The 14,444-nt window shown below is 69.3% G+C and carries 11 protein-coding genes; 4 read left to right on the top strand and 7 right to left on the bottom strand.

Going from position 1 to position 14,444, the window contains the following annotated elements:
- Positions 1 to 14: 14 nt before the first annotated feature.
- Positions 15 to 473 (bottom strand): GyrI-like domain-containing protein, encoded by a 459-nt coding sequence (locus KIV56_RS06095; RefSeq protein ID WP_281535539.1) that lies wholly within the window; start codon positions 471 to 473, stop codon positions 15 to 17.
- 122 nt (positions 474 to 595) lie between these two features.
- On the opposite strand from KIV56_RS06095, the gene KIV56_RS20250 reads away from it, so the two are divergent.
- The 3 genes from KIV56_RS20250 to KIV56_RS06085 all read left to right on the top strand — a co-directional run bounded on the left by KIV56_RS20250 (position 596) and on the right by KIV56_RS06085 (position 2,082).
- On the top strand, positions 596 to 817 hold the full coding sequence (locus KIV56_RS20250; protein WP_432432608.1) for a VOC family protein: 222 nt from the start codon (positions 596 to 598) through the stop codon (positions 815 to 817).
- Positions 717 to 1,025 carry a VOC family protein gene (locus tag KIV56_RS06090; protein ID WP_281535538.1) on the top strand — a complete coding sequence of 103 codons (309 nt, stop codon included), beginning with the start codon at positions 717 to 719 and terminating at the stop codon, positions 1,023 to 1,025. The genes KIV56_RS20250 and KIV56_RS06090 overlap by 101 nt, the downstream gene beginning before the upstream one ends.
- A 121-nt stretch (positions 1,026 to 1,146) precedes the next feature.
- Entirely contained in the window at positions 1,147 to 2,082 is a 936-nt protein-coding gene (locus tag KIV56_RS06085; protein ID WP_281535537.1) for a DarT ssDNA thymidine ADP-ribosyltransferase family protein, read from the top strand.
- A 4-nt stretch (positions 2,083 to 2,086) separates the two neighbouring features.
- On the opposite strand, the gene KIV56_RS06080 is transcribed toward KIV56_RS06085, so the two are convergent.
- From KIV56_RS06080 to KIV56_RS06065, 4 genes are all read right to left on the bottom strand, one after another.
- Entirely contained in the window at positions 2,087 to 2,668 is a 582-nt protein-coding gene (locus KIV56_RS06080) for an MOSC domain-containing protein (protein ID WP_281535536.1), read from the bottom strand.
- A 24-nt stretch (positions 2,669 to 2,692) separates the two neighbouring features.
- Positions 2,693 to 3,469: an AMIN-like domain-containing (lipo)protein gene (locus tag KIV56_RS06075; protein WP_281535535.1), complete on the bottom strand. Its 777-nt coding sequence runs from the start codon at positions 3,467 to 3,469 to the stop codon at positions 2,693 to 2,695.
- Positions 3,470 to 3,492: 23 nt separating this feature from the next.
- Positions 3,493 to 5,346, bottom strand: coding sequence for a putative bifunctional diguanylate cyclase/phosphodiesterase (locus KIV56_RS06070; protein ID WP_281535534.1), 1,854 nt, complete (start codon positions 5,344 to 5,346; stop codon positions 3,493 to 3,495).
- 426 nt (positions 5,347 to 5,772) lie between these two features.
- Entirely contained in the window at positions 5,773 to 8,040 is a 2,268-nt protein-coding gene (locus KIV56_RS06065; RefSeq protein ID WP_281535533.1) for a putative bifunctional diguanylate cyclase/phosphodiesterase, read from the bottom strand.
- A 349-nt stretch (positions 8,041 to 8,389) separates the two neighbouring features.
- Here KIV56_RS06065 and KIV56_RS06060 point away from each other — a divergent pair, with 349 nt between their 5' ends.
- Positions 8,390 to 8,734 carry a hypothetical protein gene (locus KIV56_RS06060; RefSeq protein ID WP_281535532.1) on the top strand — a complete coding sequence of 115 codons (345 nt, stop codon included), beginning with the start codon at positions 8,390 to 8,392 and terminating at the stop codon, positions 8,732 to 8,734.
- Positions 8,735 to 8,770: 36 nt separating this feature from the next.
- On the opposite strand, the gene KIV56_RS06055 is transcribed toward KIV56_RS06060, so the two are convergent.
- Together KIV56_RS06055 and KIV56_RS06050 are read right to left on the bottom strand one after the other, a co-directional pair.
- On the bottom strand, positions 8,771 to 11,986 hold the full coding sequence (locus KIV56_RS06055; protein WP_281535531.1) for a DEAD/DEAH box helicase: 3,216 nt from the start codon (positions 11,984 to 11,986) through the stop codon (positions 8,771 to 8,773).
- A gap of 151 nt (positions 11,987 to 12,137) precedes the next feature.
- Positions 12,138 to 14,366, bottom strand: a complete 2,229-nt coding sequence (locus tag KIV56_RS06050; protein WP_281535530.1) for a S9 family peptidase — start codon at positions 14,364 to 14,366, stop codon at positions 12,138 to 12,140.
- Positions 14,367 to 14,444: the final 78 nt, after the last annotated feature.

Genomic DNA, 14,444 nt, shown 5'->3' with positions numbered 1-14,444 from the left:
AACGCGTGGCTCGCTCAGGCGAGCGGGAACACGATCCGGGTGCGCCACTGAGCAGGGTCGGGTTCCGTGTCGGGACCGACCAGGTATTCCTCCCACATGTCCCCGGCGACGGCGAGCTTCTGCTCGGTGATCCAGTCCGTGACGGCCGTATACGTCGCGGGCAGGGTCTCGTACGGGCCCACGTGGAACGTCTCGACCGCTGGACCGGACGGAAGGTGCACGACTTCGACCGCCCTGGTCGCGCTGACGTCGTCGACAACGGGGAATCCGGCGGTCACGTCGACCGCTGCATCCGTCGGGGCTCCGTGATAGAGCGCGATCGGCGGCCCGCTCGGGTGGGATCCCAGCCTGCCGAGTTCGGCCGCGGCGGTCTGGAAGGCGCGCTCGAAGTATTCGGTCAACCTGCTCATCGGGATCACCTCATGGACTCCGAGGAGCGTGCGGGGTTCAAGGGTGATCTGTTCGGCCTTCATCTGACTCTCCTGGTCCGTGCCCCGGGCCCCGGACGAGCCCGATGGGGCCCAGAGTAGACCGCAGCCTGCTCCGTCGTAAGGGTGCATAGTAGTCGCGAAGACCCCGACCCCGAGGAGGGACCATGCCCGGCAAGATTGGCAACATCGTTTTCGACTGCGAGCATCCGCGCGAGCTCTCGCATTTCTGGGCGGACGTGCTCGGCTATCCCCGCGCCGAGTGGCCGCCGGAGCCTGCGCGAACTCGTGCTCACGAGCGACCTCACCGAGGCCGACCTCGAGACGCGCAGCATCGCCGGCGACCCGGAGGGCAAACTTCCGCGGTTGTTCTTCCAACGGGTCCCTGAGGGCAAAACCGTCAAGAACAGGGTGCACCTCGACATCAACGCGGTACCGGGACGGGCGCCGAGCCGGGAGGAGGTCGACGCGGAGCGGGATCGGATCGTCGCGCTGGGGGCATCCGTGCTCCGGGTGGTTGACGAGTCGTGGGGGCCGTTCCCGGAATATCACGTCATCATGGCCGATCCGGAGGGAAACGAATTCTGCGTCCAATAACCCGCATCCGGGCCGATCCCGGTAACCGCTCGGGGCAAAATGACCGTAGCGTTGAGTCGTAATCTTCGAACACGGGTATTCGAAGAATGTGGGGGACACGAACACGAGAGGTTTTCTGGCTTTGAGCAACGAATGCATCCACGGACTCGAGGGTGGCCTGTGCGCCATCTGTTTCCCGAAACCGATTCCGGAGGCTGTACCCGCGGCACCCGCTGTGCGCGCGAGCCGGGCCAAGTCCGCCCCGTCGCCCGCCCGCCCGAAGAAAGCCTCGAAGCCGCCGTCGCTCCGAAGCGCCCCGGCGAGCGCCGCCTCCGGCGCGACGAGCGTGACCCGTCCCCGCCCCTCGACCAGGGCGAAGTCTTCGATCGGACCGAAATCCGCGCCCGACAACGTCGGCGAACAGCGCATCTACCACCTGACCCACATCCGCAACCTCGCCGGCATCCTCTCGAGCGGCGGCCTCCTCGCCGACGCGAGCGAGGCCTGGGCCGTGCGACCGGCCGTCGACATCTCGTCGGCTCCGAATCGCGAGAAGCGCCGCAGCACCCTGATCGCCGGCACCGAGAACACGACCGTCGCGCACTTCGTGCCGTTCTTCCTTTCCCCGAACGCGACCATCTGGGACAACATCCTCACGAACACCGGGGACCCGCGCCTGTCCAGGGATGCCCCGTACGCCGAGAACTTCGACTTCGTGATCCTCGTCAGCACCGTCAAGAAGATCGTCGAGGCCCAGTCCGGGCCGGGCGAGTCCTCCCTCGGTGTCATCGCCGTCACCGACGGCGACGCAGCAGGCACGCTGACCCGTGTCGGTGCGACGCCGGAAACGAGCGACCGGGTGCTCCGCCGGCTGCGTGCCGAGAAGGACGCGGCCGCGCTCCTCGAGGCCGAGCTCCTGGTCGAAGAGACCTTCCCGTTCGAGCTCGTCACCATCGTCGCCGTCGCAAACGACAAGGTCCGTGATGTCGTGCGCGGCATTCTCGCAGAGTCCGGTCACCGCCCGAAGGTCGCCGTGTACCCGCCGTGGTTCCACGCCTCGGAACCGGTCATCGCCTAGACCGTCAGACGACGTCGAGGGGGACCCGTTCCCCCTCGGGCAGTTCGATCCGGATGGTGTCGCCGGCCTCGACCGTGCCTCCGGACGCGACCACGCTCATCACCCCGGCCTTGCGCGTGATGCGGCCGTCGGCATCCGTGTCGATGAGTTGTTTCATCAGCCCGCCCTGGTACCCGTTGATCAGCGAGCAGGGGTTGCGCAGGCCGGTCAGTGCGACGACGGCGTCAGCGCCGAGGTGCAGCCGGGTGCCGCGGGGGAGGGCGGTGAGGTCGATCCCTCTCGTCGTCACGTTCTCGCCGTGCTCGCCGGGCCGCACGGTGAAACCGCGGTGGGCGAGCTCGTCGAAGAGCTCGGCGGGGATCAGGTGCACCTGGGTGAGGTTCGGCGCCGTCGGGTCCTTCTTCACGTGGTAGCGATGCCGCACGGTGACGCCCGCGTGGGCGTCGCCCTCGACGCCGAGCCCTTCGAGCAGGCGGATGCGCGACGCGGCCGGCTTGCTGAACCGGTGCGCGTCATCGAGGCTGACCGACACGACCGCCGCGGCGTGGTCAGGCTGCGGGTGCTGTTCGAGCGGGGAAGTCACCATGAGACGATTCTGGCATGCCGCTCGTCAGCGCCAGGGGCTTGCGTCGACCTGCACGGCCACGACGTAGAGGTGGCGGCCCTGTTCGATCCGTTCGACCTCGTACACCCGCACGGCGGTGTTCACGGTGCTCAGCACCGGATGCCCGACCCCGATCCCGTAGCTGACGGTGCCCTCGAAGTCCCCGGCCGGGACGTACCGGGTGATGGCAGACAGGCCCACCGCAGCGGGCGGCGCTTCGAGCACACTCGAACTGCCGTCCTCGGTGTGGGCTTGCGCGAGGCGGAACACCAGGCGCAGGATGCTGGCGGTCCCGTCCATCGGAATCGGCAGGCCGCTGGCGTCCCCCGTCAGCGTCGGAACGTATTCGAGCTCATAGCCCGGGAAGCCGCCCTCGAACCGGAAGCTCAACTGGTCGTACGGCGGCGACGCGAACGGATGCGCCCCCGCGCCGATCGAGGTCAGTGACGGCAGCGGGGGACTCGGCGGCGGGGCGATCGGAACCGCGGTGTCATGACCGATCGTTGCCGGTTGCCCGGGTCCGGGCCACGCCCAGCCGTAACTGACCCGGGCGGAGAGTACCTGATCTCCGGGCCGCGGGGTCGCCGTCGAGTCGTCGGGAGGCGGCGTGGCCTGGTCCGTTCCGGGAGCTGACGGGGAGGCGGTGGGGGAGTCGGTGGGGGTGGAAGCGGACGTCGACGTTGGGCCCGACGTCGGGCTGGGGAACCACGGCGCGCAGCCGACCAGAACCATGCTGAACGCGAGTACGACGGCCAGTCCGAGCTTTCGTTGGGAGCAGAACATGCGGCTCCTCTCCACTCCTCGTTCTACTCCCGGGTCTGCTCCGCGACAAGGCGGGCGGCCAGCCAGGCCTCGAACTCGGCGGCGGGCAGCGGCTCGCTGAGCACGCGGCCCTGGGCGGAGTCGCAGCCGAACCGCACCAGGGCGTCGTACGCCTCGTCATTGTCCACACCCTCCGCGACCATCCGCAGTCCGAGGCTGTGGGCGAGGGCGACCGCGGAATTGACGAGGGTCGACGAACGATCGTCGTGTCCCATCGCCACAATGAAGGATTCGTCCAGGCGGAGTTCGTCGATGGCGAGGTCGCGCAGCAGGGCGAGGGAACTGTAGCCCGTCCCGAAGTCGTCGACAGACATCCGCACGCCCTGGCTCCGCAACCGGTTGAGCACCGCGCGCGCCCGGGACTGGTCGGCGAGCAGGAACTCCTCGCTGATCTCGAGGGTGAGAACGAACGCGGGCAACCCCCGATTCGCGATCATGGCGCCGAGGTGTTCGGGGAGGCCGGCGTCGATGAGCGCGGCAGGGGGAAGCCGGATCGCGACGCCGAGGTCGAGCCCGTGGTCCCGCCAGGCGACCACCTGGTCGAGCGCCTGCACAAGCATGGTCTCCGACATCGCCCTCACGAGCCCGGCGTCCTCGATGAGATCGACGAAATCGGCGGGCTGCAACAGGCCGCGCACCGGGTGGTTCCAGCGGACCACCGCCTCGGCGGCATGGACCTCTGACGTGTCGAGGTCGATGCGGGGCTGGTAGTGCAGTGCCAGTTGGTCCTCGGCGAGGGCCTCCCGCAATTCCTGAAGGGTGCGCAGGCGCACCTCGCTGTGCTGGTCATCGTCGGACTGGTAGACGTGATGCCCGCTGCCGCAGGACTTCGCCACATACATCGCCGTGTCGGCCTTGCGCATCAAGGCGCTCAGGTCGCGGCCATGACTCGGGTACAGTGCGATGCCGATGCTGACACTCGTCTGCAGTGAAATCCCCTCGAGCGTGAAGGGCACCGCAAGCGCCGCACGCAACCGATCGGCGAGAGCGGATGCCTCCCCATCCCTGTTGCGTGCGACGAGGATCGCGAACTCATCGCCGCCGAGCCGCGCCAGCAGGTCGAGCGGTCCGAGCTCGCGCGCCAACCGCACGCCCACCTGAACAAGGAGTCGATCGCCGGCATCGTGACCGAGGCTGTCGTTGACCTCCTTGAACCGGTCCAGGTCGAGGAGGAGGAGCGCGCTGCCCTGCTTCCGGTCGGACGCGAGCCGCGCCGCGACGTCGGAATACATGGCCCGGCGATTCGGCAGCCCGGTCAGGTCGTCTGTGCGTGAGAGGTGGTTGAGTCCCCGCTCCCGCGAGATCATCGGGATGACCGCGAGAGCCACGGTGACGCCGGCGAGACCGATCGCGAGCGCCGAGATGTGGACCTGGGTCGCGTAGATGAGGATCCCGAGCCCAGCGGCCGTCGCGATCGCCGGAACGACGAACGCCATCACACCGTTCGGCTCCCGCGTCGGCCCGGTCACGGGGTACGACGCCCGGTCCACCCAGACGGCGATGAGCACGATCCCGATCGTCCAGCTGACGTCGAGCAGGGTGCCGAGGGCGTAGCCGCCGTCCTGGAGCGCGAAGACCACGTCTGCGCCCGTGAAGAGCACGAGGCCGGCGATGAGGGCGACCCAGGCGCGCCCGGCATGACGGCCATACAGCGCAGCAACGCCCGCGATGGCCGCGATCAACAGAAGGTCGAGCAACGGGTATGCGAGGCTGATGACCGTTTCGAGGGACAACGGCTCGGCTGACGCAGAGACGAGCACCGGGTTGAGGATGACGGCCATGAACGCGGCGACACTGACCGAGCCGACGGCACTGTTCAGGAAGGCCGCCCAGGGCACCCTGCGGAGCCTGCCGCCGGGCAGTGACGAAGAGGGAGGAGACGATGAGGCCGTAGAAGGCCAGATAGAACACGTCGGCGAGCGAGGGGGAGCCGGGATCCCCGAAGAACTGGGTGAACACGGTGAAGGTGATGTCGCCGAGGACGTTGCACGTGACCGCGGCGGCGGCGAGTGTCACTTCCCGCCGCACGAAGCCGGCCCGGCGGACGGCGGCCCAACAGACCACGACGGCCGCCAGACCAACGAGCTCGGCGACGCCGAAGTCGACGACGACGCTGTAACCGCTGCCCTTGCCGATGAGCATCACGACGTAGAGTGCGAGCGGGACGCCCATGATCCACAGCGGTCGGCTCGACGGCTGCCCGGCCGAGAGCTCCGGATCCTGGCTCGGCGCCTTCAGGGTGCGCGCCCCTCCGCGCAGGATCGTCACGTGGCGACCGGCTCCGCGACCGACCGGCGGTCAGCGTGCCATCGGTCGAAGGCATCCGCCGGGATCGGCCGGGAGATGAAGTACCCCTGGGCCTGGTCGCAGCCGAAACCGGCGAGGGCCTCGTAGGTGGCGGCGTTCTCGACGCCCTCCGCGACCATGCGCAGCCCGAGGCCGTGCGCGAGCTCGATCGAGGACTTCACGAGCGCCGCGGCGCGCGGGTCGTCCTTGAGCGGGAAGACGAAGGACTGGTCGAGCTTGAGTTCGTCGATGGGCAGGTCGCGGAGATAGGCGAGTGAGCTGTAGCCGGTGCCGAAGTCGTCGATCGAAATGCGGATGTCATTCGCGCGGAGCCTGGCCAGAATGTCCCTGGCCCGGTCCCGGTCGCTCATCAGGAAGTCTTCGGTGATCTCCAGTTCGAGCACCGAGCCAGGCAGGCCGCGTTCCGCGAGGAGAGTGTCGATCCGTTCGGGAAGCTCGGCGTCGACGAGGGAACTCGCCGACAGGTTCACGGCGATCGAGAGGGGCAGGTCCCCGGTCCACGCGGCGGTCCAGACCTTCGCCTGGTCGAGCGCGACAGCGAGCACCCGCTGGGTCAGCGCGTGCATGAGCCCGGCCTCTTCGATGAGCACGAGGAACTGGTCGGGGAAGAGCAGTCCGCGGGTGGGGTGCTGCCAGCGCACGAGAGCCTCGACGCCGGCGACGCTCCCTGAGGCGAGGTCGATTTTGGGCTGGTAATGCACGATGAGCTGGTCGTCCTCGAGAGCGAGCCGCAGTTCGGAGAGGGTGCGCAGGCGCAGGTCACCGTGGCTGTCGTCGTTGCTGCGGTAGACGTGGTGGCCGCTTCTGGTCGATTTCGCCTTGTACATGGCCATGTCGGCCTTGCGCATCAGTCCGGTCAGGTCGCTGCCCTGCTCCGGGTAAAGCGCGATGCCCACGCTCACCCCGGTCTGCAGGGCGATTCCCTCGAGGATGAACGGCACGGCGAGTGCTGCGCGCACCCGGATCGCGAAGTCGACGGCTTCGGCATGGCCGACGTCGTCGAGAAGGATCGCGAACTCGTCGCCGCCGAGCCGGGCGAGCAGGTCTTGTTCGCCCAGTTGCTCTGACAGGCGGATGCCGGCCTGCACGAGCAGACGATCGCCGGCGTTGTGCCCGAGGCTGTCGTTGACCTCCTTGAACCTGTCGAGGTCGAGGAGGAGAAGGGCGCGGCGACGCCGGGGCTCCCGGGTGATCCGGGCGGTGACGTCGCCGTACAGGGCGCGCCGGTTCGGCAGCCCGGTGAGGTCGTCGGTCCTGGCCTGACGCCGCAGCACGATCTGCCGGGACACGAGCGGGAGGGAGGCGAGGGCGAGGGCGGTCGCGGCCAGCGCGATGGCGACGCCGGTCACAGGCACCTGGCTCGCGAGGATCAGCACCCCGAGGCCCGCGCCCGTCGAGACGATCGGAACGGCGACGGCAGCGACGCTGTCCTGGGCGTGGCCGTGCGTCTCGGTCTCGCGCGACGAGGCATCGATCCAGACGGCGACGAGCCCGAGCCCGATCGCCCAGCCCGCGTCGAGGGAGGTGCCCATGACGTAGGCATCTCCGATACGGAGGTAGACGATCTCGGTCGCGGAGAAGATCATCAGCCCGAGCACGAGCAGCATCCACCGCCGTCGGGGATCCGGTCCCTGCGTCGCCGCGGTTCCGGCGATCACGAGCACGAGCATCGCGTTGAACAGCGGGTAGGTCACGACGACGGCGGTCGCGCCTGCCTCAATGGTCGTCCCTGCGGAAGCGAGGATCGGCGTGAGGAGAGCCGCGAGCACCGAACCGGCACCAAGGATTCCGATCGCACCTTCGAGGAGGACCGGCCAGCCCGGAGCGCGGCGCTGCCGGCGCGCAAGGACCACGATTGCCGTGACGATCAGGAGATAGAAGAAGAAGTATCCGATGTCGGGCAGGGCCTGCGACTGCCTGGAATCATCGGGCCGGAAGTAAGCGTAGCTGTCTGCCGCCACCACGATCGTGATGGCGCTCGCCGAGAAGACGATCTCGAGGCGGTCGAAGCCGGCGCGAAAGACGGCCGTCCACGCCACGGCGACGAGGCTCAGCTTCGTGATGATCGCGAGCCACACATCGACGAAGGGGCTGAACTCCGAGCCCTGCGAGACGAGCGCGACCGTGTAGGCGGAGAGCAGGAGGCACGTGAACCAGACAAGCCAATTGCCTGATGAGGCCACATACCGAACGAACGTGCCGAGGCGGCGAGCCAGCGTTGTCATTGTACCGGTGCCCCTCCGCCTGCGTCTGCCCAGCATATCAGCGGGGAGGTCCCGGAAATCCGCTGCGAACACCCGAACGAGGGGCAGGCTTCCGGGCTGCCGCGGACGCGGGGAGGAGCAGAATGGCAGTGCAGGCAAGACCGAAGCACAGGAGGCGGACCGTGGTGGTTCTCGTGGGGTATTCGAGCAAGTACGGTGCCACGGAGGGGATCGCCGAGCGCATCGCGCGGAAGCTGCGCGAGGCAGGGCGCGACGCCGAAGCGAAGCCCGTCTCGGCCGTGGAGAATCCCGACCGGTACACCGCGTTCGTGATCGGCAGGCTCCGCGTACATGGGCTCGTGGCGGAAAGATGCCGTCGACTTCGTTCGCGGCAACCTCGAGCCTGCTCACCTCCCGCCCGCTCTGGTTGTTCAGCAGCGGCCCGCTCGGTACCGCGACCAGGAACGCCGAAGGGCGCGAACTGATCCTCGAGGCCGAGCCGAAGCAGTTCGACGAGTTCGTGGCCGCGCTCGAACCGCAGGGAACCAAGGTGTTCTTCGGGGCGCTCAACCCGGAGGCGCTGCGCCGCCGCGACCGGCTCGTGCGAATGATCCCGGCCGGCCGGGACCTGCTCCCGGAGGGTGATTTCCGCGACTGGGTCGCGATCGATGCCTGGGCCGCGTCGATTGCCGCCGAGCTGCCGGCGTCCGCTTAGGTCGCACGCGAGCCGCAGGCTGGCGGCCGGCGGGGCTCAGGGCGCGAGGAGCGCCCGGATGTCGGCCGCGGTGAAGTCGTCGCCGGCATCCGTTGCCACCGCCGCACCCTCCAGGCCGGCACCGTCCAGGCCGGCACCGTCCAGGCCGGCACCGTCGAGGCCGGCACCGTCGAGAACGGAGCCGACGAGCAGGGCCTTGCGCTCCTTGAGCGCCATCACCTTGTCCTCGATGGTGTCCGCGGCGACGAGCCGGTAGACCATGACCGTGCGGGTCTGGCCGATGCGGTGGGTGCGGTCGATCGCCTGCGTCTCCGTCGCCGGGTTCCACCACGGGTCGAGCAGGAACACGTAGTCCGCCTCGGTCAGGGTGAGGCCGAAGCCGCCGGCCTTGAGGCTGATCAGGAACACGGGCGCCGTGCCGGTTTTGAACCGGTCGATGACCTCGGAGCGCTTCAGGGTCGAACCGTCGAGGTAACAGTACGGGGTGCCCTGGGCGTCGAGCCGTGCGGCGGCCTTGCCGAGGAACGAGGTGAACTGGCTGAACACGAGCGCCCGGTGGCCCTCGGCGACGACGTCGTCGAGCTGGTCGAAGAGCGCGTCGAGCTTGCTCGAGGGCACGTCCGCGTAGGTGTCGCCGAGCAGGGAGGGGTCGAGGCTCAGCATTCGCAGCAGTGTCAGGGACCGGAACACGATGAACCGGTTTGCGTCAAGGTCCTCGATCAGGCCGAAGAGCTTCTGTCGTTCGCGCTGCAGGAAAGTGTCGTAGAGCGCCCGGTGCCGCGGGTTCAGTTCGATGCGGAGCACCTGCTCCTGTTTCTCCGGAAGTTCCCGGGCGACGACGTCTTTGGTGCGGCGCATGATCAGGGGGCGGATGCGGCGGCGCAGCCGATCGATGAGCGCCGGGTTCCCGGGCTGCCCGCCGTCGGTTGTGGTGCCTGCAGGTCGCACGCCGTGTTCGTCGCGGTTCTCGATCGGGCGGACGTACTCCTCGCTGAACCGGCGGGCGGAGGGGAAGAGCCCGGGTGCGACGATCGCGAACAAGGACCAGAGCTCGAGCAGCCGGTTCTCCATCGGCGTCCCGGTGATGGCGAGTTTGAAGGGCGCGTCGAGGTCGCGGGCGCAGGCGTGCAGCCGGGACGCGTGGTTCTTCAGGAACTGGGCCTCGTCGAGGATCAGCCCGGCCCAGCCCTGGGCGCGGTACGCCGCGAAGTCGAGACGGAAGAGTGTATAGGAGGTGACGATCACGTCGTGGTGCAGGGCCGCATCCGCGAGCGTTGTGCCGCCGCGACCGAGGACGGTCGACTGCGTGGTCTCGACGCCGTGCACGCGGAGGCCGGGGGTGAAGCGGGCGGCCTCGGCAATCCAGTTGGAGACGACGGAGGTCGGAGCGACCACGAGGAAGGGGCGATGCGGTCGGGCGGGCGCCGGGCCGCGTTCTGGCCCGGGTTCGGTTTCGGGGTCGGGTTCGCGCGTCGCGTGCTCGATCAGGGTCAGTGCCTGCAACGTCTTGCCGAGGCCCATGTCGTCGGCGAGGATGCCGCCGAGGCGATGCTTCCAGAGGAACGCGAGCCAGGCGAAACCCTCGAGCTGGTACGGGCGCAGGGTCGCGGTCACTCCCGCGGGTACCGGCACGGGCGCGAGGAGACCGCGGCCGTCGCCGTCGTCGACCGCGCGGGTTCGTTCGAGCAGTCCGGACACCGCGGACCGCCAGGCCGCGGCCTGCTCGGTGTGTTCGGCGAGATCCTCGAACTCGGCCCAGAGCTGGGCCTGGTAGCGGCTGATCCGCAGGCCGGTCTCCCACTCGGTGAGGCTGCGGGCCTCGTCGATCAGCGTCCGCAGCCGCTCGAACGCGGGCTGGCGCAGCGAGAGATAGGTGTTGTCGATCATCAGCAGCTTCGGCTTGCCGAGGGCGAGCGCCTTGAACAGGGGTCCGAAGGGTACCGTGCGGCCGTCGATCGTGACGATCACGCCCAGGTCGAACCAGTCCCGCTGGTTCGTCTCGACCGTCGTGATGGTCAGTTCGGGCGTCTCGGTGAGCTCGCGGTAGCCCTGTTCCGCGCCGATGCGGTCGATCCGCAGCCCTCGCAACTCCTCGAGCCGCGGGAGGTCCTCGGCGGTGAACTCGGCCGCGTCGAGACCGCGCAGCGTGTCCGGGGGCGAGCCGGGTGCGGTGCCCGGCTGAGTTGCGGACAAAACACCCTCGCGGCGCTCGGGAAGGTGATTTGTCCGCAACTCGACGGCCGCGAGGAGAGCGGCCTCCGCGGCCACGTCCCGGCCGGCGAGGTCGGATCCCAAGCCGGGGCCGGCGCCGAGCGGCACGCGCGTCACGGCCCGGCCCTCGCGGTGCTCCCAGTCCCAGGCGAGGCTCAGTGCCTGCTTCGGGAGGAAGCGCACAGTGAGCACCAGGACGGGCGCGGCGGCCTCCGGGAAGCGCACCGAGGCATCCGTGCTCGTCAGCGGGAGCGCATGACGGAGGCTCGGGTAGTAGTCGGCGAGGAACTCGTCCGTCTCGGACGCGGGCACGACCACGCTGGCCGGCACCCCGAGCAGGCGGCTCTGTTCCGGGCTGAGCTGCCCGCGGGTGGGGGCGAGGAGGAATGACAGGGCGAGGGCGGAGGCCCTGGGCGGGGACTTCGCCGGGGCCGTGGTCGATGAGGTGGGGGGCGTCTGCGCATAGACGTAGACGCCGTGGTTGCCGATCGCGCCGGCCTGGGCGGGCGACTGTGCCTCGCCGTCGATCGTGAGCGTCGTGGTGAGGCGCAGTCCGGGCGGGCTCTCGGCAGGAGTCGTTTCCCCGGTTGCGGGCGGGGTGTGCGTGACGTTGAGTCCGACAACGGCGTCCGTCGCCACGGAGACGGTCGCGCCCTTCTTCGTGCCGACGAGAGCGATCCCGAGCCGGCGCGCCTCGCCGAGGTGGGCCCAGAGCAGGGAGCTTTCGAAGTCGTCGAGGTAGAGCCAGTCGGCCTCCTGGTTCGTGTACACACCGCGCACCGCGCGGTTCAGCGCCCAGAGCTCGCTGAGCCAGCGCTTGTGCTCGGGGTTGAGGGAGAGCCGGTTCACGTGGAAGGACAACTGGTTCCAGGTCACGTTGCCGCGCACCCAGTTGCCACGCGGGTTCAGGACGACCGGGCGCACGCCGAGCCTGAGCGCGCCGTGGCCGCCGCGGAGACTCGTGACCGTCTGCGCGGTGGGCCCGCGCCAGCGTTCGTCGGTGCGCGGGGTCAGCTCGCGGAGCTCGAACTGGAGTCCCATCGCGGTCGGGGTGGCCGTCGAGCCTGTCGCGGCGCTCCCCGCGGATCCCGCGGGCGGTCCCGCGGGAGGCTCAGCGCGCGTCCGCCAGCCCGGAGCCGGTGCGGGGGGCCCGGTCTGCGACATTCCCCCATGTTCTCACGCTGCCGCAGGCTCAGGGCAGCGGGTACGCCCCGGCCGCATCGAGGATCCACGCGTTGTCGAAGGCGATTTCCCGCCAGCGGGCGTAGCGGCCGGACACCCCGCCGTGGCCGGCGGACATCTCGGTCTTGAGCAGCACATCCGCCCCGACCTCGCGCAGGTGTGCGACCCACTTCGCCGGTTCCACGTAGAGCACGCGGGTGTCGTTGAGGCTCGTGACCGCGAGGATCCGCGGGTAGTGCGTGTCCCGTACGTTCTCGACCGGTGAGTAGGACTTGATGTACGCGTAGACCTCCGGGTCGTGCAGCGGGTCTCCCCACTCGTCCCACTCGATGACCGTGAGCGGCAGCGAGGGGTCGAGGATCGAGGTGAGCGGGTCGACGAACGGTACGCCGGAGAGGATGCCGGAGAACAGCTCGGGGGCGAGGTTCGCGACGGCGCCCATCAGCAGGCCGCCGGCGCTGCGGCCTTCGGCGACGAGCCGGTCGGGCGCGGTCATGCCGGTGTCGATCAGATGCCTGGCGCAGTCGATGAAGTCGGTGAAGCTGTTGCGCTTCTCGAGTTCCTTGCCGTGCTCGTACCAGAGTCGGCCGAGCTCGCCGCCACCGCGCACGTGCGCGATCGCGTAGACCAGTCCGCGGTCGAGCAGGCTGAGCCGGGAGATGCTGAAAGTCGGGTCGATGCTGATCTCGTAGGACCCATAGCCGTAGAGCAGGGTCGGCGCGGGTTCGCCGGGGGTCACCAGGTCGCTCCGGTACACGAGCGAGATCGGCACGCGGGTGCCGTCAGCGGCCGTCGCCCACTCGCGGCGCTGCTCGTACCGTGCCGGGTCGTACGCGCCGCGCACGGCCTGCTGCTTGAGCAGGCGGCGCTCGCCCGTCGCGACGACGAGGTCGTACACCGTCGACGGGGTGACGAAGCTCGTGTAGCCGAACCGGATCGTCGGCTGCTCCCACTCGGGGTTCGCCCCGGTGCCCGCGGTGAAGAGCGGTTCGTCGAAGGCGAGCTCGGTGAATGCGAGGGGGCCGGCAACGCCGGCGGGGGCATCGGTACCCGCCGTGGCAGCGGATGCCTCGGCCTCCGTCCCGAGGGACGCGATCGCGATCTGGGTCAACCCGTCGCGTCGGTACTCGGCGATGACGAAGTCGCGAAATGCGTCGACGCCCTCGAGGCGGACGGATTCGTCGTGCGGCAGCAGCATCCGCCGGGGGCCGTCCGGGTCTGCCGCTGCGACGTCGACGAGTTCGAAGTTGACGGCGTGGTCGTTGTGCACGATGAGGAGCCGGTCCTCCCCGGCGAGGACGGCGTGCTCCACGTCGTACTCGACGCCGTCGCGGCGCGCCCAGACGATCGCGAAGTCACCGGTGGGATCGCCCGTGTCGAGCAGCCGCGTCTCGGTCGTCACGCTCGAGCCGGCCTCGATCAGGAGGTATTTGCGACTGCGGGTGAGCCCGATGCCGACCCAGAACCGGTCGTCGGGTTCGTGGAAGACCTGCGCGTCGCTCGCAGGGTCTGTGCCGACCTCGTGCCGCCAGACCGTGTCGGGGCGCCAGGCGTCGTCGACGGTCGTGTAGAAGAGGTAGCGGCCGCTCGGTTCGAACAGGGCGTCTTCGCCGGTTTCGGTGATCTCGTCGGCGAAATTCTCGCCCGTCGTGAGGTCGCGCACCCGGATCGTGTACCGCTCGTCGCCCTCGGTGTCGACGGCGTACAGCAGCCGGGTGGCGTCCGCGCTCACGTCGAAGCTGCCGAGTGCGTAGAAGTCGTGCCCGGCCGCCTCGGCGTTGTCGTCGAGGAGCACCTGCTCACCGGGCAGGCCTGCCCGGCCGACGACGGATGCTGCGGCGGGCGTTTCCTCGGCGCCGGGCGTTCCAGCCTCGGCTTCGGGGTCCAGGACCGGCGGCGCCCAGTCGTCCGGGCCCGAGATCGGTGCCCGGCAGTGGATGCCGTATTCCTGGCCCTCGACCGTGCGGGTGTAATACCACCACTGGCCTTCCCGCACGGGCACGCTGAGGTCGGTCTCGCGGGTGCGGGCCTTGATCTCGCTGAAAAGCTGTTCCCGAAGCGGAGCGAGCGCCCTGGTGCGGGCATCCGTGTAGACGTTTTCGGCCTCGAGGTGGGCGAGGACCTCCGGGCTTTCCTTGTCGCGCAGCCACTCGTAGTCGTCGACGAAGAGGTCGTTGTGGTGCAGGCGTTCGACGGGCTTCTTCGCGGCTAGGGGAGGTCCGAGGGGAGCAGTAGTCATGGTCTTCAGCGTAGCGAGACCGGACCTGAGGGAGAATTGGGGGAGTACCGAAGCCGGCTATCGCGGCTTCACGGAAGG

The organism is Cryobacterium breve (genome assembly GCF_027594785.1).
Classification (GTDB): Bacteria; Actinomycetota; Actinomycetes; order Actinomycetales; family Microbacteriaceae; genus Cryobacterium; species Cryobacterium breve_A.
This window is presented reverse-complemented; position numbering and strand designations above follow the sequence as displayed.